This window comes from Paenimyroides ceti, assembly GCF_030409925.1.
Genome location: NZ_JAUFQU010000001.1, coordinates 1,138,796 through 1,161,096, shown reverse-complemented (window position 1 = coordinate 1,161,096; position 22,301 = coordinate 1,138,796). Strand labels below are relative to the sequence as shown.

Genomic DNA, 22,301 nt, shown 5'->3' with positions numbered 1-22,301 from the left:
AAATATTACTTCCTGCCCAAAGGATGATCATATAAATGATGAATCACTATTGAAAAACTAAAGGATGATTGTTGAGTCAGTTATAGAAAACCAACTCTCAATATTTAACCTTTAATAAGTCAATTCATCATTTTAGTTAATGACAAAGTGAATGTTAAGTAAAGTTTAAATTTCAAGTAAAGTTTATTTTATACAAATATTATTTTTAAGTTTGCTCCTGATCGAATTAATATTTGAGAAAATTAATCCTCCTCATAAAGGGTTAAATATTCTACTTACAGACAGATCATTCATTATAGAAATGATCTGACAAAAAAATCAAATTTAGCGACAATAAAAAATCCATGACGATTTTTATTGGACTATAGGTGATAAATTTCAGTACTATATTTATCATAAATAGAAAAATACTCTTCGTCTTTTCCAAAGTGTAAAACTTGGGAATACATTCTACCAGCTAAAAAATTTACAGTAAAAAAAGAAATCCTTTAGGAGCAAGAATTCTATGCTTTAGATGTTACGAAACAGAGACTTAATAAAGCTTTAAATTTCATTAACTCGAGAACTATATTTTAAAGTATTAAAACTTAGTAAACAAGTGTTTACACACAAAGATTTAACCAATACATTGTACTCTTCCATAAGAGATGATGTACAAACTTATACTATTCTATACCAACTATAATTGATGTGGTATGTTGTTGATTCATTGACCAAATATACTTCAGGTAAACAGCAGTTACATCAAGTTTGATATTATATACATCAATCCATTCTCTCTGCCTTCTGTGACAGGTTAGGCTCAGATATTATATGATGTAAACGCAAACTTCTTCTTCCATCTACTGTACAATAGTAATTGTATGGTATCGTGTAATAATAAGTACATAACAAATAAACTTTTAAAAACATGCAAAACAAGCAGATGAATTCAAATGTTATCCATAATTACTGTAAACTCAGCATATCAGCATTTGTACTTCCCTTACTTCTACTGGGTTTTATCATACTATGGCTTTATAGTAAGAATGCATTGAATATTAGTGAATATGTGGAACTACAGAAAAACAGTTTCCTTTATATCAACCACACACTAAGTCAATATCCCTATCTGCAAAATAACCTTACTCAGTTTGGAGATGCCTTAGTTTTTCTGTCTTTTTTGGGTATTTTAGTAATCTATGCTCCAAAAATATGGGAGGTACTTCTACCAGCATCATTGGTTTCGCTTCTTTTCTGTTCGTCTCTAAAAAGAATATTTGCTGTACCGAGACCTGCGGTCATGATTGATAATGACAGCTTTGTAATCATTGGAAAAAAACTTTCGGGTTCCAACAGTCTTCCCTCTGGTCATTCTATTACTATTTTCACTATTCTTACCATACTAATGTTTGCATTTATACCCCAAAAAACAAAGTATAAAATGATATATAGTATTTCCATATTAACCTTTGGGTTAGTCCTTGCTTTTTCAAGAGTTGGTGTAGGTGCCCATTATCCTATTGATGTTATCTCCGGCAGTATTATTGGATACATCTCCGGATTAATTGGTATCTTTATCAGTATAAGATATAAAATATTTAACTGGATAGGCAAGATTAAATATTACCCGATAATACTTCTATTTTTACTCATTAGCGGTATATCACTCGTCAACAGAATAATTACTGATAACCTCATAGTTTATTACTTAGCATTTGCCAGTGTGGTAATCTCTTTCTATAAAATAATTTGTGTATATGTTAAAAAATAATTTAAAGTTAGTTCCTTTTGCCCTTTTAGTAAGTGTGTTGAATTTTATACTCTTCCATTTTCCATTTTACACCTATGTATTTAATAATGTAGATTATAAAAGCTTTAATGGTATCATTTTAATTTTTAGTCTGGTAATTCTGATGCTGGTTGCAAATGCTTTCGCTTTCTTTCTGCTGTTTAGTTTATCCCGACGTATCGGAAAATTTCTACTCATCTTATTTTTTATCATAAATACAGTTGCCGTATACTTTATCAATACATATGGTGTGATCATCGATGAAAGTATGATCGGTAATATACTGAATACTAATTATGAAGAATCCAGCAGTTTTTTTTCTCTCAAATTAGTGCTTTATGTAATCTTATTGGCTATTATTCCCGGATTTTTTATCATTAAAGTAAAAATCACAAAATTACCATTAAAGAAGTCTTTATTGGTGTTATCAATTGCGCTGCTGTTTATGACGGCTATGGCATTTGCTAACGCAAGCAACTGGCTCTGGATTGACAAAAATTCTAAACAATTGGGCGGACTTGCCATGCCCTGGTCTTATACGGTAAATACTTCGCTTTTCTATATTCATAAAAATCAGAAAAACAAAAAAGAAATACGCTTACCGGATGCGGTTATAAAAAATCAGGAAAAAGCAGTAGTGGTACTTGTTATAGGAGAATCTGCAAGAAAACAGAATTTTTCTCTCTATGGTTATAAAAGAAACACCAATCCTTTGCTTTCCAAAACAGAAAACCTTTTCCACTTTAATGCTACTTCCTGTGCTACCTACACCACAGCAGGGGTAAAATGTATTCTTGAGCATGCCGATACTGGTAAATTGTACGAGATTCTCCCGAACTATTTGTACAGAAATGGTGCTGAGGTTATCTGGCGAACAACGAACTGGGGAGAACCACCGGTTCATATAAAGGATTATCTGAAAAAGGATGAACTGATGGCACAATGCGAAGGAGAACGATGCGGCTATGATGAAATCTTACTCACAGGACTGAAAGAGCAGATACTCGCAAGCAACAAAGCCAAAATACTGGTGGTTTTGCATACCAGCACAAGTCACGGACCTACATACAGTAAAAAATATCCAGAAGATTTTGAAACATTTAGTCCCGTATGTAACAGCGTTGAGTTAGGTAACTGTACAAAAGAAGAACTCATCAATGCGTATGATAATACCATAGTATATACAGATTACATCCTACACAGTGTAATTGAGAGTTTAAAACAATTGGAAGGTTATAAGAGTACGATGATCTTTGTGTCAGATCATGGAGAATCATTAGGCGAGAAAAATTTGTATATGCATGGATTACCGATGAGTATAGCTCCAAAAGAACAGTATGAAATACCTTTTATTGTCTGGACTTCGGATAACTCAAAACAACTGAAACCAAACCGTACACTGACACAAAATCATGTGTTTCACAGCGTATTGAATTTTCTGGATGTACATAGTCCGGTATACAATGAAGATATGAATATTTTTAAATGATGCACGGCATTACTTATAATGCCGGCTGACAATACTTTTATATACATCCGGATTATGAAGCCACGGGATATGACCTGAGTTAGGAACGGCAACAACTTTTGCGGTCGGGTAACGATCTATAACGAAGCTCTTACTAACCGTATAAATATCTTGATCGCCATAAAGGATTGTTATTTTAAAATCCGGATGTGACAAACCTTTTAATAAGGGATATTTTACAATGGCAGGTCTTGTTTTATTTATAGGATCTGCCTTGAGTAAGTCAAAATCTTCCGCTATAATGGAAGCATCTACAGAAACAAATTTTTTATTATAATTTTTCATTACCTGAGTGAAAAGACGTTTATAGGCGTTATCGCTTCCCAGCATTCCCAAAAAACTGTTCATACCCATTTTTGTCCATTCCCAGGTGGTGGTCATAGACTTATTGAGTTTCATAACTTCTTTTTCAGTTTGTTTCCATTGCACATTGGTTCCCGATCCGGGGCTGCACAAAAAAAGACTCAACAGATGATCCGTATATTTTTCAGCATAGATCTGAGCATAAAGTCCGCCCCAGGAATGTCCCCACAAATTAAACTTTTCTATGTTATAAAAATGACGAACGGCTTCTATATCCTCTAAATAGGCTTTCATTGAATAATCTCCACTCCTACACGGTGATTTTTTTGTTCCCCTTTGATGAAAGAAAATGATGTGAAAATGATCTTTTAAATCATTAATAACTTCTGTAAGACTGGACGGAAAACCAGGTCCACCATGTAATAAAATAATCGTTTCTTTTCCCGGATTTGGATGCATAACAGTGAAGAGTTTGTCTCCGTTGTTATCAATAATTGCAGTTTTCATTTCTGTTTCGTAATGGTTTGATTCAATAATTGAAGTTTTAGTATCTTCTTGATGACTATTGTTTTTCATTTGTAAGATACCACCTACTTTTACTTGTATAAAAAAGGAGTTGGTCGGATCAGAGAATTCTGAAGATCCATTAGTAATACCCTTTTTCCAAAAGGAATTTTCATTCATTACAATTTGATAACCTATCTTTACCCCATATAATAATCCGGATGCATTCGTAAATGAAAAATCAATTGCCGGAACAATACCTGTACTATTTTTGGTAAAATATACAGATTCGTTGTTTCTAAAATTATCCGTATTTACCTTATTTTTCATCATAACAACTCCTACATTGGGTTCAAAAGAGTATTTATAAGATTTCAATATATTATATCCTACAGATAGTGTGGAATTCAGACCAGATAGAGAAAGGCGGTAATCACTATTTTTTCTGTTGTCCGTCAATAAATTGAAATTCAGTGCCAACAAAAAAAGAGCCAAAATAAAAATAACTACCTGCTCCTAAAGAGAATGAAGTAATCCTGGGACCAGTATTCGTAGAAAAACCAGAATTGAACCTATTATACTGTGAGCCAGCCGTTGCGGTTAATTTTAACTTTTGCATTTGGCTATATCCGCTGTTGAACATCAAAACAACTACTGCAATTAAATACCTTTTCATATTTATAGATCTTTACTTTATGAATGGTACAAATATCTGTTTCTGTAGAAGTTAAAACGTTCTCATTTGATAACATTTTAGCCATTGGATAATTCATTTCTCAATCTGCTGAAAGATACATTTGTTATACCAAGATAAGAAGCAATGATATGATGTGGAACTGTATTTTCTATTGCAGGATATTTTTTTCGTAAACTCAACAACCGTTCTTTCGCACTGTAAGAACGAAAAACTATTTCATTCGCAAAGGTATCCGCAAGTTCACCCTCAATTATTAGTTGGCCGAATGCATGAAACTCCTGATTGTTTTTTCTTAAACTATCCAGTTCTTTCACCGGAATTTCAACCATAACAACGGTTGTCAAAGTTTGTAAACTAAATATATTTTTACCTTTATTGGTTCTTGCAAAATGAGGTGTAATTACAGAACCTGACATATAAAATCCTGTTGTGATGTTGTCTCCCTTTTCTGAAATATTAAACCGGTGCACTACTCCTGAAAGCAATATATACTCTGATTGATTTTTTTTACCTTCAGTAAAAATCATTTCGCCTTTTTGTAATTCAATAACTTTTGAGTGCTGTATAAACATCTCCTTAGATTGGAGAGAAGAAATATTAAATGTATGCAGTATAGTATGCAGCGGGCTTTCTATGTTCAATTTTTTATTAATAGCTTTAAAAAATAAAAGGATATTTTTAATGAAATCATTCTTCGGGTTTACGCATTTATATCATCATAAAACACAATTATGAATATTATTTACAAATGGCATAAAGTATCATAAAGGGATTTCTACAGTTTAAGATTGGCATCGCGTATCGTCACTGAAATAAGTTTATATCCGTTATCTGTCCGTAAAAAATCAAAATGATTCTGCTGTATTTCTTTATTCTTATAATAGGTAACTACGACACTCATTACAGGATATTTCCATTCGAGAGCCTCTCTGCAATTATTATAATACTGATCAAAAGAAGAATCTTCATAAATAAACGGATTTAATCCGCTTTTGAAAATGGTATATTCCATATCCGGATTAAGAGTTTCTATGATTTTTTTCTGAATCAACAGAAAATTTTTAGCTAAAAAACTCTTCTTGTGAGTATGAATCCATCCTTTTTCAGCATCCCAGCTACTGATACTATTATAAGAAGCATCCAACAATTTTTGTTCAGTAAAGTTTACTATAAGCTCATTCAAAAACCAGCTGGAAAATTCTTTTTCAAAATCAATAAACGAAAAATAAGTCCCATTTTTTGCTAAGAAATTTACCCTTATAGGGTCGGGATGAGGTGTTTTCGTTTTGAGCAACGAATAAAAGTTCAGCTTATCAGTATAAGAAAAGTTTTCTATCAATACATTGTTTAAGGTATCCATCAACACTTCTTTTCCCCCTTTCCAGCTATAATGGTTACATCCTTCATGATTCGTATGTTCCCAATATTGTTTCTCCGCTTCTTTAAGCGCCATTACCATTCCGTTTTGTACTTTGCTTATTGCATTATATTGAGCTGGAATCACCACCCTTCCATTTCTGTCAAGCATTCCTACGTTTTCTGTTTTAGTATCAGTAAAACGGATAAATCCTTCATTCTCACAGTCTATCGCATTATCAAAAATATAAAGACTGTCATTCCCTACCTGTTTCCCTGCTTTAGTCAGATAATAACTTTCCCAAATACCCTTTTTTTTCTCTGTAACTGCAATTATATGCTCAAACTTATCGGTATAATAAACGGAACTGAATTTAGGAGGTATTTTTATATCACCTTTCAAATCTTTATATCCAAACAGGGTTTCATCTTCATTCATAAAAGCTTTCCAATAGTTACTTTTCTGTGAAAATACGGTGTTGCCTAAGAGAAAACAATAAGCTATTAATACGATTTTTTTCATTCTGATGATTTTTATTGATGTTGAGATGGTAATGCATTATTCTTTTCTGAGCCAGCCCAAAACGCGATCATTATCAATTATCCATTGATCCTCTTTATGGATAAGAGGATAAATTTCACGGGATTTTGCATACGGTCCGGGATTTTGCTGTATGATCTCTATCTCATGTGCCGTTACATTAGAAACTATAGCTACATGTCCGTATCGGTTAAAAACCGTGCCTTCAAAAATAATAAGATCATTTATCTGTGGCGGTGTACAACTCGGATTGATATATTGTATCAAGTCTCTTTTCTCATTTTTCACTCCATCCGATAAGGTAGAATCAAAGAAATCTTTTGCATGACCATAACTGTCCGGCATTTTATGGCAAAGATGCTGATAATAGTATCGCTTGACAAACTCAACACACTGATATTTGAGACCTAAATTATAGCCCTCTTCAGTCATATTGCGTTCCAATACATGGTTTACCCCACCATTGTAATAAACAACAACACCGTTAAGGCTGTCTAAAGGTTCACCAATAAAAAAATCCCTGTTAAAATTAAATTTTTTAAAACTCCAGATACCTGTACCACCAAGAATCAGCAGGACAATAACAACTATATATAGCAAACGTTTCTTTTTCAATTTTTGTTCTTTTATGAAACAGCACGGTATTGATTAACCGGCATGATTCCAATTGTATCCATCTGCAAATTATTTACCGAGAGCAAATTTACTCCTTTATAAATTTACAAAAAATCATAAATTGAATTATAAAATATGCTGAAAAATGGTAATGCTTGTTGGCAAATCCAGCATTCACTGACTTATTAATCACTTTTTTATTAGTTATTTCAAATATCTTTATTTGAGCAAAGTATTCTTTTAGTGTACTATTGCTGAGTTTCTGCTATTTCCTTTATTTTTTCATTCATCAGAATAAAACCGGCTTCTGTTTTCTTTGTATTAAACATCCACACTAATACACCTCTAAATTTTTCACTGTGTTTCAATGTAACCGTTCCATCGTTGTTATCAACAATTTCAAAGCGGTGTTCACCATCAAAAATCCCTCTGAAAAATAACGTACCGAACCAACTTAACTCTTTTTCATCTGTCTTTGTTAAAACTATAGGTCTGAAAGTCATTTCTTTAGCTTGTGGTGGATGGATAATTACTTTTATCTTTTCACCAACTTCTACATTTCCTTCAACAGAGCGAATAAAAGGATTCCAGTCGGGATATTTTTTAAAATCGGTAAGAACAGCCCATACTTTTTCCGGTGTTGCCTTAATGGTAATCTGAGTTGTAATTTCTTTTGCCATGGCTGTTGTATTGATGCAAATAAGAGATAATAAAACGAATAGATACTTCATGATTGTTTTGGTTTTTAGACAGACCAAAGTTCTATTATTTGTAATTGAAATGGCTTGATAAATATCAAGAAAATAATATTTATTGTTTTTTTCTAATCCGGCTAAAGGTTTCCGGAGTCATCCCCAACATTGAGGCAATATATTGTAACGGTACCTGATGGAATAGTTCTTTATTATGCTGAAAGAAAAAATGGTAGCGTTGCTCAGCTGTCATGGAAAGGTGACTAAAGATTCTGTCTTCGAGTGTGGTAAAGCAATGGACAATAAATTGTCTTTCCAGTTCCGGCCATTGCGGTATAAAGGTATTTAATTTTTTATATTTGTTTCTATCAATGTAAAATAGGCGGGTATCCGTCAATGCTTCTATCGTCCAGCGGGACATTTTTTCAAAAATAAAACCTGACAAATCGGTTACAAAATAGCCATGTGGAGCAATCCATTGCGTTATTTGTTTGTTTTCCGTTTCTGTAAAAATGCGTAAAAAACCGGATTGCACAAAGCAGAGTTTATCACAGCTCCTTCCTTCTTCCAAAAAGACTTCTCCTTTTTTCAACAGCACGGGTTCAAACTGTGAAATAATGTATTTTAGCTCATCAGTACCTTCAATTCCAAAAGAATGTCTTAAGCTGTTCTCAAACGCAGTCATATTTTTACATCCATATGATTTTTATTTATCAGTATCGCTTTTTTAGAAAAAACTCAGCAGTAACTCTGCATATCCTACTCACAAAATGAATTATTTAATCTTTTCAAATTCATATTTAATTTCCATGTCATCTCCTGAAATCACAGCACTTATCTTATCGCCATTTTTTCGGTACAGTATACGTTTCGGAAAATCAAGCGTATCATTTTTACATTCAAACATTTCTTTACCAATATCCGACACTTCAAATCTGGTAAACTCCTTTTCTCCGGGAGCTATGACCAATAAATTCCATATACCTCCTGTTTGTATAAGCTTCATCTGTTCCTGACTGATGGTATCGTTATTTTGCATGGTAAATCCAAGTCCGGAGTACTCAGAAGCACTTATCTTCTGCCAGTTTTCAAAAGTTTCTTTGTCTTTTTTTTCATTTGTACGTTTCCAGTTGCCGGTCAGCCAATCAAAATGTTCAACATTCTCATTTGCGTTGGTTTCTTTCTTTGGAGTACACATAATAGCAGTTAAGGCAACTAATGTAATGAGTAAAAAGCAGTACGTATTTTTCATTTATAAGTTTTTTATAGTTTGGTAACAGGTAATAATATGAGTTATGTTCTATTAAGATTCTTCTTGCCAAAGTTTTAGAAATCATAAAATTACTATTTTTTTTCACATGACAAATCTGAGCTAAAAATTTAAATCGTACAAATAATACAACTGTAAGGAAGATATCATCTGTGTCATCATAATAAATAGGTGATATTTTCCTCTGATGCTTATCCACCCCTGCGTTAATAAATTTTACAATACATACCTGTAATTATGTAAAAACTTTAAAACCACTGACTTCTACATTTGTCAATAAAATTAATTGTTTGTTTCATAACTTAAAAACAAGATAATGTTTTACAAATACCATACATACAAATTAGGAATAATAATTCCATTGTTAAGCATCCTGTTCACAGCATGTGAAAACAAACCTAAAAAAGAAGATGAAGCTACAACTCCGGCAGCTGCAGCAAAATTACCCGTAGATATTATTATTGCTCAGGAACAGGAGCTCGACCAGCAGGAAATCTTTGTAGGTACTCTCATGCCACACCGTGAAATAGCAGTTGTGAGTGAAACCGCACAAAAGATAACCAAAGTAGCTTTTAAAGACGGCAGCTATGTTAATCAGGGAGATGTACTCTATACGCTCAATGACGCCGATCTCAGATCACAGCTCAGACAGATAGAGGCTGAACTCAAACTTGCACGATTAAATAAAGATCGGATGACAAACCTTCTGAAAACAGAAACTGTAAAACAACAGGAATATGACGAAGCTTTGACACGACTCAACTCTCTTGAAGCTCAACAAGATTATTTGCGCACAGAGTTGGCAAAAACCGTAATCCGTGCCCCATTTTCGGGCAAAGTAGGTATAACCAAAGTGCATTTAGGAGCCTATGTATCACCCGGAACAGCTTTGGTAAACCTTCAGGATCAAAGCAGCATAAAAATAAGTTTTACACTACCGGAAAGGTATCTGCCTCTTATCACATTAGGTACTCCGATTAAATTCAGTACCGGATTGTCTGATGAACAATTCAACGCCAGCATTACTGCTACTGAACCGGGACTGGACGCAGATGGCAGAAGTCTTCAGGTACAAGCCATTACAAACAATAATGGAAATAAATTCCGGGCAGGACAATCTGTAAAAGTTTACTTCAGTACTGAAAAGAAAGGTACAACAGGTATCATGATACCTACGGAAGCACTAATGCCCGGCGAAAAAGGCTATAATGCGTTCGTCATAAAAGGTGGCATAGCCAAACCCATGCCTGTAGTCATAAGTAACAGAACGGAATCAGAAGCCATTATTACCTCCGGTATTCAAGCGGGAGACAGCATTGTAATTTCAAATATGCTGCGACTTGCCGACGGTACTCCGGTACAGCCTGTCATAAAAAAATAATCCATTTCAATTTGCAACATCATGAGTATATCATCTTTAAGCATAAAAAAACCGGTTTTAGCCGGTGTATTTTCCCTCCTTATTGTCATTTTGGGTATTGTTGGATGGAAGCAATTAGGGATTCGGGAGTTCCCACTCACAGAACCGCCCGTTATCTCAGTTGTCACTTTTTATCCGGGAGCAAGTCCCGATGTAATAGCATCTAAACTGACCCGGCCTATGGAAGAATCCATTGCCGAGGCAAACGGAATACGTACCATATCCTCCGAATCCAGAGAGCAGGTAAGCGTTATTTCAATAGAATTTAATCGAGAAATGGACATCGAAGATGCTCTGAACGATGTCAGAGATAAAGTATCCAAAGCCCGAAAACAGCTTCCGGCAGATGTAGATCCGCCAATTGTACAAAAAGCCTCTTCACCGGATAACCTTGTAGCTTTTCTGGAAGTAGAAAGTGATACGAAAGATATTAAGGAAGTAAGTCATATCGCTTCTACTGTTATCAAAGACCGTGTGCAATCTATTCCCGGTATCAACAATGTCGCCATTGTAGGTGAGCACAAATATGCAATGCGTTTACGCTTTGACCCGATTAAACTGGCTGCCCATAAGCTTACTCCGGAAGATATCCGGCAGGCGTTGTTAAGGGAAAATATAGATGTACCCTCCGGAAGGGTTGAAGGAAATAATAGTGAACTCAGCATACGCACACTGGGTAGACTGACAACACAAACTGATTTTGAGGAAATGATTGTCAAACAAACTGAAAATTCTGTGGTTCGTCTCAAAGATATAGGTTCAGCCGAATTGGGTGAGATGAATGAGCGTACTGCCATTATCAACGAAACAGGCAATCTTAATCGTGTAGGTATCGGTGTAGCCATACAAATACAGCGCGGTGCGAATGCTATTGAAGTAGTAGATGAATTTTACAAACGTCTTGAGCAGTTACGTAAAGACATTCCGTCTGAATATCGTCTTATTGTAGGATTTGACTTTACGCAGTCGGTTCGCGAATCTATTAAAGAAGTGGAAGAAACCCTCTTTATTGCGTTTGGTCTTGTGGTTATTATTATTTTCCTCTTTTTACGCGACTGGCGTTCTACCATTATCCCCGTTATCGCTATCCCGGTATCTATCCTGTCGGCCTTTTTCATCATGTATGTTTCAGGCTTTTCCATCAATGTGTTGACGTTGCTTGGATTGGTACTCGCTATTGGACTGGTGGTGGATGATGCAATCGTGGTACTTGAAAATATTTATAAAAAGATAGAAGAAGGCATGCCACCGATACAGGCAGCCTTTAAAGGATCCAAAGAAATTTATTTTGCAGTAATTTCTACAACCATTACACTGGCAGCTGTATTTTTACCGATTGTCTTCATGGGAGGTATCAGCGGACAACTTTTTAAAGAATTCGCTATAGTGGTATCTGGCTCTGTATTGGTATCTGCCTTTGTTGCACTTACACTAACGCCTATGCTGAGTGCTTATTTTCTGAAAAAGAAACAAGGACCAGGCTGGTTTTACAGGGTTACAGAACCTTTCTTTGTTCGTATGAATAACGGATATGCACGGTTGTTGACTGCCTTTATGCGGGCCAGATGGCTGGCATGGATTTTTCTGATTGTCACTACAGGACTTATCTATTTTGTAGGTAAAAAATTACCTTCAGAACTTGCGCCGGTAGAAGACAGATCCAATATGAGTCTTATCGCCATTGCGCCTGAAGGTGTCTCTTTCGATTATATGAAAAAAAATATGATTGAAGTCGGTAAATATGTCAATGACTCTACGGATGGACTGTATCAAACCTATTCCATGGTTGCGATATCCTTCATTCCGGCACCTGCACCTGTTAATGTTGCTGTACAAAGTATCTATCTGAAAGATCCTAAAGAAAGAAAAGCCAGCATACAGGACTTATACAATCAATATGGGGCAGCATCTGCCAATTTCAGAGGTTTTCTCTTATTTCCTTATCTGCCACCTACCATTGGTTCGCGTTATGGAGGAGGTATGCCCGTACAATTTGTATTACAGACTCAGGATCTTGATACCCTGACTGCAGCACTACCTAAATTTCTGAATGCTGTACGTCAGAGTAAAAAACTGATGTTTGCCGATGCTGATCTCAAAATCAATAAACCTGAAATCAAAATAAATATCGACAGGCAAAAGGCAGCCCTGATGGGAGTTTCAATAGAAGAAGTAGCCCGTACTTTGCAGCTTTCCCTCTCCGGACTGCGCTACGCTTATTTCCTTCGAAACGACAGACAATATGAGGTAATCGGACAGATGAACCGGGAATTGAGAAATGATATTACCGATCTTAATTCCATATATGTACGTTCTAACAACGGACAACTGATCCCTCTAAACAACCTCATCACAACCGAAGAGGCTGTAAGTCCTGCCGCTATATACCGTTATGATCAGTTCACCTCTGCTACTGTATCCGCAGCTCCGGCTCCGGGTGTCAGTCTTGCAGAAGGGATTGAAGAAATAGAACGCATTAAAACTGAAGTCTTGGGTGAAAACTTCAAAACATCATTAGCCGGTCAGTCTCGTGATTACAGAGAAAGTCAGGGAAACATCGCCTTCACTCTTATACTTGCCCTGGTAATTATCTATATGATTCTGGCCGCACAATTTGAAAGTCTGCGTGACCCTCTAATTATTATGCTTACTGTACCGATGGCGGTGACAGGAGCTATTCTGAGCCTCTCCTGGTTTGGTCAAAGTCTCAATGTATTCAGCCAGATTGGTATTATTACACTCGTAGGACTTATTACCAAAAACGGAATCCTTATTGTTGAATTCGCCAATCACCTCAAAGATACAGGCTTGTCTAAATTTGATGCCGCGATACAGGCAGCCGAACAACGGTTCAGACCTATTCTGATGACCTCTCTGGCAATGATATTCGGTGCACTACCTATTGCACTTACTGCCAACAGCCGTCAGTCGTTGGGTATCGTTATCGCAGGCGGACTTGTATTTTCAGGAATACTTACGCTGTTCATTATTCCGGCTGTATATTCTTATTTGTCCAGCAGTAAACGCAGAAAAGAAGCAGTAGAACTGGATGAAAACGAAATTACAAATGCTAATGAATAATGACCGGAAAATAATTATCTCCTTGTGCAGTTGAGAAATACCGGCTGCACCTGGTGGTAATAATCACCTGAAAATTTCGGCTAACCCAATGAATAAAACTATTTTCACAATGAAAAAAGCATCACATATATTTATAATAGCGCTATTGCTATTTATAGGCAGCAGACCATCACTGGCTCAGACAAAAACACTTTCACTTAAGGAAGCGTTGACAATGGCAAGGCAGGGAAATAAAACAATACAAGTACAAATACTGGAAGAAAAAAATGCTGCAGAAAAAACAAGGGAGAATAAAGGCCGACTATTACCGGATATTTCAGCCGGAGTAGCCTATTCTTACTATTTCGACCGACAAAATATCTTCCTTCCCGGATCATTTGCCGGAACTACTAAAGCAGTACAGGAAGTTGCTGTTGGCGGGAGAAATGCTTTTAACGGATTTGTATCGTTATACCAGCCTATTCTGGATCCAGGTTCGCACAGAATGACGAAAGCATCCCGAATTAATGAAAAAATACAGGCTGAGAAAACAGAAGATTTAAAAAGCCGGGTGGCACTCGCGATCTCTTCACGGTATCTCGATATATTAATGATGAAGCGTCAGCTACAGCTTTTAGAACAAAGCCATGAGCGGAACGTCAAAGCGCTGAAAGATTCAAAATCTTTGTTTGCACAGGGCAGAGGACTTAAATCAGACACTTTACGCAGCTTTATTGCAGTTGAAAATCTGAGATCTTCGGTTTCTTACCTTAAAAATAATATAGACGTTTCCGGTATAGAACTCAAAAGGCTTATTGGTCTTGATGAAATACAGGAACTGGAGTTGACAGATGAATTAGAATCGGAGGTTCAGACCAATCAAACCGAGTTTCTTACGGTAAGCGAGGCTTTAAACATTGCCGAAGTCAACCGAAATGATATAAATGTACAGGAATTGACTATTGAACTACAATTACAGAAGGTATCAGCAACTAAAGCTGAACTGATACCCAAAATAGGAATCATCGGGCAATATCAGATTCAGGCACAGGCAGATAACCTGAGATTTAATGATTATGTATGGCCAAGAACTTCATTTCTGGGCTTACAACTAAGCGTACCTATTTTTAATGGCGGACAACGCAGATCAAAAATCAATCAGGCAAAAATTGTAGCAGATCAGGAAGAGGTACGACTCAAAGATCTGAAAGACGAAGTGAAAACAACACTGGCAAGTATAATAAGCAGATGGAAAGAAGCTTCTTCACAATTGGAAATTCAGATTACAACAGTACAATCTGCTGAATTGAATCATCAGATGACAGAAGACCGGTTTGAAAACGGATTGGGTTCACGACTGGAACTGACTGATGCCGAACTTGCGCTTACACAGGCTAAAATCAATTATCTGCAGGCAGTATATAATCTCAGGGTGCTGCATACCGAACTACAATACGCTTTGGGAATGTTAGAATTGTAATACCTGAAATCGTAATAACACACAAAAATTGCCTGACAGCATCTTTAAGAATATTATAGCAAGCTTAAAAAATTATTCAAGTATCCTAAAACAAACAAAGTTTTATAGTAAGAGGACATTTTAATTATGTCCTCTTTTTTATAGTTATAAATTCTTTGATAATTGTATAGATAAAGTAGGTGTAATTTATCGCTTATAATAGGCAATAATACTCGCTTTTGCTAAAGTATTATTCCAAAGATTAAACCCGACTATTGCAGGATTTACATTTTCATCAAGCCCTAATGTAGTGGTTTTTAAAGCATAAACCGTGATGATGTACTGATGAAATCCGTGTCCCTCTGGTGGACAGGGACCTCCAAATCCTTTGATTCCATAGTCTGTTATACTTTGTATAGCACCTTTGGGAGCGATATTGGATTTGACATTGCCTGCATTAGACAGCAATTCATTTACGTTTGCAGGAATATCAAATACCACCCAGTGCCAGAATCCACTTCCTGTTGGTGCATCAGGGTCATACATGGTTACGGCAAAACTTTTTGTCCCTTCAGGCGCATTTTTCCACGATAACTGAGGAGATTCATTGGTTCCTGAACAACCAAACCCATTAAATTCTTGTTTTTGAGTTGCTGATCCTCCTAAATCTTTACTGGATAACGTAAATGTTTTTTGTGCGAAAAGTACTGTTGAGAATAGCAACAACAATACTAAAATAAAATTTGCTTTTTTCATTGTATTACAATTTAAAATTTAAGCAAAGTTAGCAGCACTATTATTGAGAAAATGGAGTATTAGGTTCAAAAACTGTTGCTAAAAGCTCACTTTTTATGATGTTGTTTGGGCGTCATTCCATATTTTGATTTATATGCCTGGATAAAACTGGATAAGTTTTCATATCCTGCTGCTACATAAATTTCAGAAGAATTTTTTTGCTGCTGGTTCAGCAGATAATGAGCATGTTCTAATCTTTTGTTCTGGAACCATTTGATAGGTGATTCGCCATAGTGTTTCTCAAATTCTCTTTTGAAAGTTGAAATGCTCATATTGCATAAAAATGCCAGTTCCTTTAATGTTAATTTACTCAATTGATTGGTTTCAACAGTCCGAATAAATTTCTGTGTACTATCAGGACTTTTTACGATAAATGAAGATAAAAAATCTGTTCCGTAAATTTCGGTCAGATATAACATGATTTCTTCAAACTTTACTTCGAGTAATTTTGTTTGCAGATGTTTTGATAATCTTGAAATATCGGATAAACTTTTTGCGAAGCCCTGAATAAAATGGTCATATTGAAAATCATAAACAGATTTATATCCCTTCGATACTGTTTTGTCAAGTGCCACTTTATGTATAAATTTCAATAAAGCTTCGTTGGTAAAAAACAATAATACACTTCTGTAACTTTTGACATCAGAAAGTTTTTCCGTCATCAGGCAATGCCCTGCGCCCATTAAAAGAAATCTGGTATTATCAATTGAAATGGCTGAAGTATCAAAAAACACTTCTTTTGTTCCTTCCATTAAAAAACTAAAAGCATTCTGATTCAGAATAATTTCCTGCTTTACAATTGGCTGCATACTGTTATAATCAAAAACCTGAACAGATTGATTAGTCTCTAAAGTAAGTTCTTCCGGTAATGTGATGCTTTTCATTCGATGTACGTGATTTTGTTTAAAATACAAACTTATTTAAGACATAAGTATTGTGGTTCGCTTATTTATTTCAGCTTAACTATTGTGATACTCTGTAGCGTGTTATCATCCGTCTATTTCTTAGAAGTTATTTGATAATAATATCAATCATTTTTTTAATTATCCTCTGAGATGGGACCGAGAAATCATTCTTTCAATTGCTGAACTATACCATTATTATTGGAAAAAATCAACACAACAAGCAGCTGTTGTGGATTTTTTAGACAGTTGGAAATTACATTTAAAATTCTAAAAAAATAAAATTATCTGAAAATCAGTACCTTTTAAAATACAGCTATTTTGGTCTGAAAATTGATATTTATTTAATGCTTATGAAGAAGAACTGACATCCACCAAAGTGTTAGTAAAAAAGGGGAACTTTATTGTTTCCCTTTTTTTATTTTTTATGTTATGGTAAAACTACACAACTTTCCATACATTATGAAATTTCTGTCTCTTTATGATTTTGTGCTTTGGAAAAACAACAAGCCTATTCAGTAAGATGTTGTAAAACCGGATTCATCTATTTTATATTATAGGCTATCCCCTGCCCTTTCTTATTTTTTGAACATTTCTGTTTAGGAATTTTCTTACCATATTGCTAAAAATGAATCTTTTGAAGATGCCCATTTGCTGTTGGTGCTTAGCATAAAAGGCGTCTGGGGTATCAAACAATCCAAAATCCTGATTGATTCCTTTGTGCTGAATAAAAGTATGGTTGAGTTTCCATTCAATCGGTGGGTCTGCCAAATTATCAGTAAAAGCTCCATATCCGCAAAAGACAGTTGTCCTCTCTTTATTTTTCTGCTGAATTTTGGTGATATATTCTTTATCAAGAATCACACCTTCAAGAAAATACCAGTTTTCGTTTATGTAGACCTCGACCCAACTATGAAGAATATTTTTAGGTGATAATGTGTACCAAATACCTGTTATAGCTCCTTTTTGCAGAGCTTTGTCAATGGTAAATCCGTGTATTCTGTTTGGAATTCCCACTGCCCGCAGAAGTGCCATTAATAAAGTCGCTTTGGTATTACATTGTCCATAACCGTCTTTCAATACCTGAGCCGCTGTTATTGTATCAGATGAATTATAACCAAATTTAATATCATCTCTTACATAATTATAAATGGCCTGTACGCGGTCAACAGGTTGCATTTGCAGCCATTTTTTTGTTTTGATTAAGGCTTGAACCGAGCTGTCATGATAATTCAGCAGAGGGGTTTCTTTCAGATAATTGTTCATGTTTTTTAATTTTAAATATAAAACTGCTTTTATGGTTATGATTTATAACCAAACAAAATTGCAAAACAGTACAAATATAAAATTGTATAAACCGGCTAACGTTTAGGTAAAAAGAATTTAGGTGTCACACCAAACGTTTCCGAAAACGTTCTTGTGTAATGTGAACTGTCTGAAAACCCAAAAGCATGTGCCGTATCTGTAATAGAGTTTTTTGTTAGATAAGGTAATGATTTTACTAACTTATTCCATAACTGATAGCGTCTGAAACTGAGATTGGTTTTCTCTTTAAACAGATGTAAAAAACGAGTGGGTGATACATTGCAATATCCGGCGACCCTTACTAAAGAAAGTACATCATCAAAATGGATATCCATAAAATCCAGTGCTTTAAGGATCCTTTTGTCTTCAATATACTTTTCGTCTTCCAATGATGCTCTGCAGGTTGTCAGTATTTGTGAAACGGATTGACAAACCATCTCAAATGACCATTCATTTCTTTCGAATTTATCTAATGTTCTGAGGAGCTCATCTGATATATAATTATTGAAAACTACCGGATCTGTACTGTCAAATTTCAACTTTAAATAATGACCGACACTACTTAGTGGGTTTATTAAGATCGTCAACTGATTCGTATTGCATGTCAATGCATGTTCAACTTTTGAAGGGAGTAAAAGTGCTTTTCCGAAAAGATTTTTCCCTTTTTTATCAGATAAGGCAAGATTTGACTGTGTGGAAACACTGATTTGCAAAGCATAATGTTTATGATATTTATTATCGGTAAGAGGTCCTAAAAAAAAACCGAAATTTCTGTCAAAATAAAACATGATATCTGTTTACAGTTTTATGAAAAACAGATCCTTTCAGGTGGTTAAAAAATTAATTAAACAGGAAATCTGATGATAACCTTTTAGAGATTTAAAACCAAATTAATCAAAATTTGATACTGTTTTTCCGGCAAAAGTTCTGTTTCAAAAGTAAAAAGATTTTTTTGTATTCGGTACTCCTAAGTCTATAATAATCCACTACCTTCCATCACAATTACCTATTTATCGGTTAATACCTGTAGTACATATAAAAAGAACAATACAAACTAATTTTATAACTTTGTTCTATTGAAAACATGCTTACATCCAATAAGCTTCTTATTCTTAAATATATGAACAGATATTTTTTAATAATCTCTCTTCTTCTTTTTTCAACAGTATCATTCTGTCAAAATTTTAAAAACGACAGTATAAAGTTATTTATTGACAAGTCAATCGAATTGATACAAATAAACTCAATCCATGCCGAAAATATCAACAATATTAAGAATGAATTATATAGTAAATCACGAGATTTAATTCTGATAGATGAAATTGTCCCTTTTTATGAAGAAGTCTTTAAACAACTCAATGATTATCACGGAGGCTTAAAATATAAAGGAAAAACATACGGATGGAATCCTACTAATATGAAAACAAATTTGTATTTAAAGGATAAAATAAAAACGGATACAAAAACATTCAGTAAACTCATTGACACAAAAATCGCCTATATCAGAATTGTTGGGAACAACGATTTTAATTTTACAAAAGTAGACAGTTTAGCAAACGATATTGTATCTTATATCAATAATATAAATTCAAAGACAATTAAAGGCTGGATCATAGATTTAAGACTTAATACCGGTGGAAATATGTATCCTATGTTGCTTGGCTTGAAAGAGTTTATTGGAGACAATTTACTTTTTGGCGGTTTTAGAAATGCTCAAAACAAATCTACCGGAAATTGGGAAATTAAAGAAGGAAAATTATGGATTGACAATGTGATTTTAGAAAGAACTGAAGATTTAGATTATCCAATAAATAATGATATTCCAATAGTGATTTTAACGAGCTGCTATACTGCGAGTTCAGGAGAAATGACAGCTGTATCATTTATCGGTAGAAATAACACTTTTATAGTAGGAGAACCAACAGCAAATTACACTACAGCAGTTCAAGGTTTTAAAATAAACAAAGATGCAGGAATCAATCTATCGACGGATTATGTTGTTGACCGAAATTTAAAAATTTATAAATCAAATATTTTACCTGATTTTGAAGTATTAGGAGGAGATAATCTGGAAGATTTAAATAGTGACCAAAAAATACGTAAAGCATTAGAATTGTTGAGAAAATTATAATTTATAATGGTTCGATAATTTACCATTCCCATTAGACTTTGAACCATTCCCCAACAATCTTTTTTATCTTTTAAATGTCTTTTCATTTCAAATAAAGCTCTGACGCAGCCATCTTTTTCGTAAGTTGTGCCTACGTTTTCTGAATCTATCTTTTCTATAATTTTCGATAGATGTATCCTTTTCTTTATTGTTATCAAAAATGTATTTTATGATAAGAGATACAATTCTCGTTTTATAAGAGAACCTTAAATTTTCAATACAAAAAAGAATACTTATAAACCTTTAAAGGTGTAATTATAGTGATTTAAGCAAATTAATCAGCACACATTACCATCATTTTTTAAAAACAATAAGTATATTTTACCAGCATTTTAAACAATCTATAATAATAAAAGTTTTTTTACAATTTATTATTTTAAATAAGTATATATATATACTTTTGTAATGTTAAAGAATTAAAACTATGGATACAAAATTAAAATTTAGTCAACATTACCGAGATGGTAATTTGTCTGTTGAAAAAGATGAAATTGTAGCCGTTGATTTGGCTAAGGATAAGTATTATGCAAGAGTATTAACTCGGCAAGGTAACTGGGTAAGATTAAGTAAAAGTTTTAATGAATTAACATCGATATTATATTGAAAAAAAATACATTAAAAAACGTAATTGTGGTGACCTATTATTTTATTGAATAGTAAAATATAAAGTAGAATTTTGAAGTATCGGCTTACAAGATTGGTGACTTCTATTGTAACTTTTTTACAATACTGCGTACTGCACTTACCTTCACTTAATTCCTTGTAGATCTTTACTACAAATGAAACAAATAATGGATAAAGTAACATTAGTACTTTATCCATTATTTTTGGTGATTTCATTAATATACTTCTTGGTTGTCAGAGATCTGGTTGTCTTGAGGGTAATAAGAAGTAATTCTTCTTAAATTAAAATCTATAGTACTCTCTCTTAAAAGGGCAGTAAACTAATTATCTTTTAGCTTACTATACCGTTTTGGTTTAACTCCGATCACCTGTTCAAAAACTTTTGTAAAATGTCCTAAATTTGAAAACCCCAGCTGATACCCCACTTCTGAAACAGATAAACCTTTTTTCAACAAGCGTGCAGCTTCCTGCATTCTTGAATTCTGGAAGTATTGAAATATACTTTTACCAAAAACCTGATGAAACAATCTTTTTAGCTTCGTTTCGCTCATGCCGGAAAAGTTCGATAATTCGGCAATTGTGGGGGCTTTTTCAATATTTTGAAGTAATCGGTCTTTAACCTTGTAAAGCATCTTAATATCGGCTGTATTAAAGCCATACACTTTCTTCTCATCCCGTCTTACCAATGAAATCAGTAACTGACAAATGAGTTCCTGAGATTTTAGTTTGTAGTAAAAATCCTGAAGCAATGCCGGCACCTTACTGCTTACAATATCTTCGACCACTTTCAATAGCGGAACAGATATAAATTCTTCAAACAGTAAGGGTTGCTTATTATCCAAAATACTATTTATTAAAGGATGGTCTATTCGTACTCCGATAAGCTCTCGTAAATACTCTGCATCAATACTCAATGATATAGAATTTTGAATGGTATTTTTGGGAACAAAAAGTTCCGCATTTAATCCCTGTGTTGTAATCTGAACCGATGGTTGCAATTTAGTACCCGTTTGTGTTTGGCTTGAGGTGATGATGTGCTGAAAATTGAACAGCAGCATATTCGCAGGTTGATTTTTTCGACTAACAGCAAAATCCCGGTGCAATTCGTAGCGTACGATCATCATCCGCAAACGCTCATCGAAGCTATAGCCCTGCATAAAACCTGTTCCGAATTTTTCCGGAACATCTACTCTGCCATTTATAACGTTACCGCCTACTTGTTCAGCAAAAGCGGCTAACATCCCTATTCCGTCCCTTGATTTAATTTCGATTCTCATAATGTCGTTTAC

Annotated in this window: 24 protein-coding genes; 7 read left to right on the top strand and 17 right to left on the bottom strand. The window is 34.5% G+C overall.

Going from position 1 to position 22,301, the window contains the following annotated elements; genetic code table 11:
- Positions 1–765: 765 nt before the first annotated feature.
- The gene (locus QW060_RS05525; RefSeq protein ID WP_290362656.1) at positions 766–894 is read right to left on the bottom strand and encodes a hypothetical protein; all 129 of its coding nucleotides are present in this window, start codon (positions 892–894) and stop codon (positions 766–768) included.
- 16 nt (positions 895–910) lie between these two features.
- On the opposite strand from QW060_RS05525, the gene QW060_RS05520 reads away from it, so the two are divergent.
- Positions 911–1,753, top strand: a complete 843-nt coding sequence (locus QW060_RS05520) for a phosphatase PAP2 family protein (protein WP_290362655.1) — start codon at positions 911–913, stop codon at positions 1,751–1,753.
- Entirely contained in the window at positions 1,740–3,260 is a 1,521-nt protein-coding gene (gene eptA, locus QW060_RS05515) for a phosphoethanolamine--lipid A transferase EptA (protein WP_290362654.1), read from the top strand. The genes QW060_RS05520 and eptA overlap by 14 nt, the downstream gene beginning before the upstream one ends.
- 9 nt (positions 3,261–3,269) lie before the next feature.
- Here eptA and QW060_RS05510 read toward each other — a convergent pair whose 3' ends face one another.
- The 10 genes from QW060_RS05510 to QW060_RS05465 form a co-directional block, all read right to left on the bottom strand.
- Positions 3,270–4,565: an alpha/beta fold hydrolase gene (locus QW060_RS05510; protein WP_290362653.1), complete on the bottom strand. Its 1,296-nt coding sequence runs from the start codon at positions 4,563–4,565 to the stop codon at positions 3,270–3,272.
- Positions 4,543–4,782: a hypothetical protein gene (locus QW060_RS05505; RefSeq protein ID WP_290362652.1), complete on the bottom strand. Its 240-nt coding sequence runs from the start codon at positions 4,780–4,782 to the stop codon at positions 4,543–4,545. Before QW060_RS05505 ends, QW060_RS05510 begins: the two co-directional genes overlap by 23 nt.
- Positions 4,730–4,867, bottom strand: coding sequence for a hypothetical protein (locus QW060_RS05500; protein WP_290362651.1), 138 nt, complete (start codon positions 4,865–4,867; stop codon positions 4,730–4,732). Before QW060_RS05500 ends, QW060_RS05505 begins: the two co-directional genes overlap by 53 nt.
- Positions 4,860–5,444 (bottom strand): Crp/Fnr family transcriptional regulator, encoded by a 585-nt coding sequence (locus tag QW060_RS05495; protein WP_290362650.1) that lies wholly within the window; start codon positions 5,442–5,444, stop codon positions 4,860–4,862. Before QW060_RS05495 ends, QW060_RS05500 begins: the two co-directional genes overlap by 8 nt.
- A 134-nt stretch (positions 5,445–5,578) precedes the next feature.
- On the bottom strand, positions 5,579–6,682 hold the full coding sequence (locus QW060_RS05490) for a WG repeat-containing protein (RefSeq protein ID WP_290362649.1): 1,104 nt from the start codon (positions 6,680–6,682) through the stop codon (positions 5,579–5,581).
- Between the two features lie 36 nt (positions 6,683–6,718).
- Positions 6,719–7,315, bottom strand: a complete 597-nt coding sequence (locus tag QW060_RS05485; protein WP_290362648.1) for a CHAP domain-containing protein — start codon at positions 7,313–7,315, stop codon at positions 6,719–6,721.
- 248 nt (positions 7,316–7,563) lie between these two features.
- Complete coding sequence (locus tag QW060_RS05480) at positions 7,564–8,046, bottom strand: SRPBCC domain-containing protein (protein WP_290362647.1); 483 nt, start codon at positions 8,044–8,046, stop codon at positions 7,564–7,566.
- Between the two features lie 79 nt (positions 8,047–8,125).
- A complete protein-coding gene (locus QW060_RS05475) occupies positions 8,126–8,692 on the bottom strand; it encodes a Crp/Fnr family transcriptional regulator (protein WP_290362646.1) in 567 nt (188 codons plus the stop codon).
- A 90-nt stretch (positions 8,693–8,782) separates the two neighbouring features.
- Positions 8,783–9,259, bottom strand: coding sequence for a DUF6265 family protein (locus tag QW060_RS05470; RefSeq protein WP_290362645.1), 477 nt, complete (start codon positions 9,257–9,259; stop codon positions 8,783–8,785).
- Positions 9,171–9,476, bottom strand: a complete 306-nt coding sequence (locus QW060_RS05465; protein WP_290362644.1) for a hypothetical protein — start codon at positions 9,474–9,476, stop codon at positions 9,171–9,173. The genes QW060_RS05470 and QW060_RS05465 overlap by 89 nt, the downstream gene beginning before the upstream one ends.
- A gap of 117 nt (positions 9,477–9,593) precedes the next feature.
- Here QW060_RS05465 and QW060_RS05460 point away from each other — a divergent pair, with 117 nt between their 5' ends.
- From QW060_RS05460 to QW060_RS05450, 3 genes are all read left to right on the top strand, one after another.
- Complete coding sequence (locus QW060_RS05460; RefSeq protein ID WP_290362643.1) at positions 9,594–10,658, top strand: efflux RND transporter periplasmic adaptor subunit; 1,065 nt, start codon at positions 9,594–9,596, stop codon at positions 10,656–10,658.
- 21 nt (positions 10,659–10,679) lie between these two features.
- Positions 10,680–13,778, top strand: coding sequence for an efflux RND transporter permease subunit (locus tag QW060_RS05455; RefSeq protein WP_290362642.1), 3,099 nt, complete (start codon positions 10,680–10,682; stop codon positions 13,776–13,778).
- Positions 13,779–13,887: 109 nt separating this feature from the next.
- Positions 13,888–15,237, top strand: a complete 1,350-nt coding sequence (locus tag QW060_RS05450; protein ID WP_290362641.1) for a TolC family protein — start codon at positions 13,888–13,890, stop codon at positions 15,235–15,237.
- 186 nt (positions 15,238–15,423) lie between these two features.
- Here QW060_RS05450 and QW060_RS05445 read toward each other — a convergent pair whose 3' ends face one another.
- From QW060_RS05445 to QW060_RS05430, 4 genes are all read right to left on the bottom strand, one after another.
- Positions 15,424–15,972, bottom strand: a complete 549-nt coding sequence (locus QW060_RS05445) for a YbhB/YbcL family Raf kinase inhibitor-like protein (protein WP_290362640.1) — start codon at positions 15,970–15,972, stop codon at positions 15,424–15,426.
- Between the two features lie 86 nt (positions 15,973–16,058).
- The gene (locus QW060_RS05440; protein ID WP_290362639.1) at positions 16,059–16,895 is read right to left on the bottom strand and encodes a helix-turn-helix domain-containing protein; all 837 of its coding nucleotides are present in this window, start codon (positions 16,893–16,895) and stop codon (positions 16,059–16,061) included.
- 579 nt (positions 16,896–17,474) lie between these two features.
- Entirely contained in the window at positions 17,475–18,179 is a 705-nt protein-coding gene (locus tag QW060_RS05435) for a transglutaminase-like domain-containing protein (RefSeq protein WP_290362638.1), read from the bottom strand.
- Between the two features lie 95 nt (positions 18,180–18,274).
- On the bottom strand, positions 18,275–19,006 hold the full coding sequence (locus QW060_RS05430; protein WP_290362637.1) for a helix-turn-helix transcriptional regulator: 732 nt from the start codon (positions 19,004–19,006) through the stop codon (positions 18,275–18,277).
- A 296-nt stretch (positions 19,007–19,302) separates the two neighbouring features.
- On the opposite strand from QW060_RS05430, the gene QW060_RS05425 reads away from it, so the two are divergent.
- Both QW060_RS05425 and QW060_RS05420 read left to right on the top strand, forming a co-directional pair.
- Entirely contained in the window at positions 19,303–20,349 is a 1,047-nt protein-coding gene (locus QW060_RS05425) for a S41 family peptidase (RefSeq protein ID WP_290362636.1), read from the top strand.
- 463 nt (positions 20,350–20,812) lie between these two features.
- Positions 20,813–20,992 (top strand): hypothetical protein, encoded by a 180-nt coding sequence (locus tag QW060_RS05420; RefSeq protein ID WP_290362635.1) that lies wholly within the window; start codon positions 20,813–20,815, stop codon positions 20,990–20,992.
- Positions 20,993–21,003: 11 nt separating this feature from the next.
- Here QW060_RS05420 and QW060_RS05415 read toward each other — a convergent pair whose 3' ends face one another.
- Positions 21,004–21,228 (bottom strand): hypothetical protein, encoded by a 225-nt coding sequence (locus QW060_RS05415; RefSeq protein WP_290362634.1) that lies wholly within the window; start codon positions 21,226–21,228, stop codon positions 21,004–21,006.
- Positions 21,229–21,332: 104 nt separating this feature from the next.
- Positions 21,333–22,289 (bottom strand): helix-turn-helix transcriptional regulator, encoded by a 957-nt coding sequence (locus QW060_RS05410; RefSeq protein ID WP_290362633.1) that lies wholly within the window; start codon positions 22,287–22,289, stop codon positions 21,333–21,335.
- Between the last annotated feature and the right edge of the window lie 12 nt (positions 22,290–22,301).

Excerpts from the sequence above, each read along its gene's own strand:
- QW060_RS05520 (WP_290362655.1), top strand. The coding sequence starts at position 911 with ATGCAAAACAAGCAGATGAATTCAAATGTTATCCATAATTACTGTAAA.
- eptA (WP_290362654.1), top strand. The coding sequence starts at position 1,740 with ATGTTAAAAAATAATTTAAAGTTAGTTCCTTTTGCCCTTTTAGTAAGT.
- QW060_RS05505 (WP_290362652.1), bottom strand. The coding sequence starts at position 4,782 with ATGAAAAGGTATTTAATTGCAGTAGTTGTTTTGATGTTCAACAGCGGA.
- QW060_RS05500 (WP_290362651.1), bottom strand. The coding sequence starts at position 4,867 with ATGGCTAAAATGTTATCAAATGAGAACGTTTTAACTTCTACAGAAACA.
- QW060_RS05490 (WP_290362649.1), bottom strand. The coding sequence starts at position 6,682 with ATGAAAAAAATCGTATTAATAGCTTATTGTTTTCTCTTAGGCAACACC.
- QW060_RS05480 (WP_290362647.1), bottom strand. The coding sequence starts at position 8,046 with ATGAAGTATCTATTCGTTTTATTATCTCTTATTTGCATCAATACAACA.
- QW060_RS05475 (WP_290362646.1), bottom strand. The coding sequence starts at position 8,692 with ATGACTGCGTTTGAGAACAGCTTAAGACATTCTTTTGGAATTGAAGGT.
- QW060_RS05470 (WP_290362645.1), bottom strand. The coding sequence starts at position 9,259 with ATGAAAAATACGTACTGCTTTTTACTCATTACATTAGTTGCCTTAACT.
- QW060_RS05460 (WP_290362643.1), top strand. The coding sequence starts at position 9,594 with ATGTTTTACAAATACCATACATACAAATTAGGAATAATAATTCCATTG.
- QW060_RS05455 (WP_290362642.1), top strand. The coding sequence starts at position 10,680 with ATGAGTATATCATCTTTAAGCATAAAAAAACCGGTTTTAGCCGGTGTA.
- QW060_RS05450 (WP_290362641.1), top strand. The coding sequence starts at position 13,888 with ATGAAAAAAGCATCACATATATTTATAATAGCGCTATTGCTATTTATA.
- QW060_RS05445 (WP_290362640.1), bottom strand. The coding sequence starts at position 15,972 with ATGAAAAAAGCAAATTTTATTTTAGTATTGTTGTTGCTATTCTCAACA.
- QW060_RS05440 (WP_290362639.1), bottom strand. The coding sequence starts at position 16,895 with ATGAAAAGCATCACATTACCGGAAGAACTTACTTTAGAGACTAATCAA.
- QW060_RS05435 (WP_290362638.1), bottom strand. The coding sequence starts at position 18,179 with ATGAACAATTATCTGAAAGAAACCCCTCTGCTGAATTATCATGACAGC.
- QW060_RS05430 (WP_290362637.1), bottom strand. The coding sequence starts at position 19,006 with ATGTTTTATTTTGACAGAAATTTCGGTTTTTTTTTAGGACCTCTTACC.
- QW060_RS05425 (WP_290362636.1), top strand. The coding sequence starts at position 19,303 with ATGCTTACATCCAATAAGCTTCTTATTCTTAAATATATGAACAGATAT.
- QW060_RS05420 (WP_290362635.1), top strand. The coding sequence starts at position 20,813 with ATGGATACAAAATTAAAATTTAGTCAACATTACCGAGATGGTAATTTG.
- QW060_RS05415 (WP_290362634.1), bottom strand. The coding sequence starts at position 21,228 with ATGAAATCACCAAAAATAATGGATAAAGTACTAATGTTACTTTATCCA.
- QW060_RS05410 (WP_290362633.1), bottom strand. The coding sequence starts at position 22,289 with ATGAGAATCGAAATTAAATCAAGGGACGGAATAGGGATGTTAGCCGCT.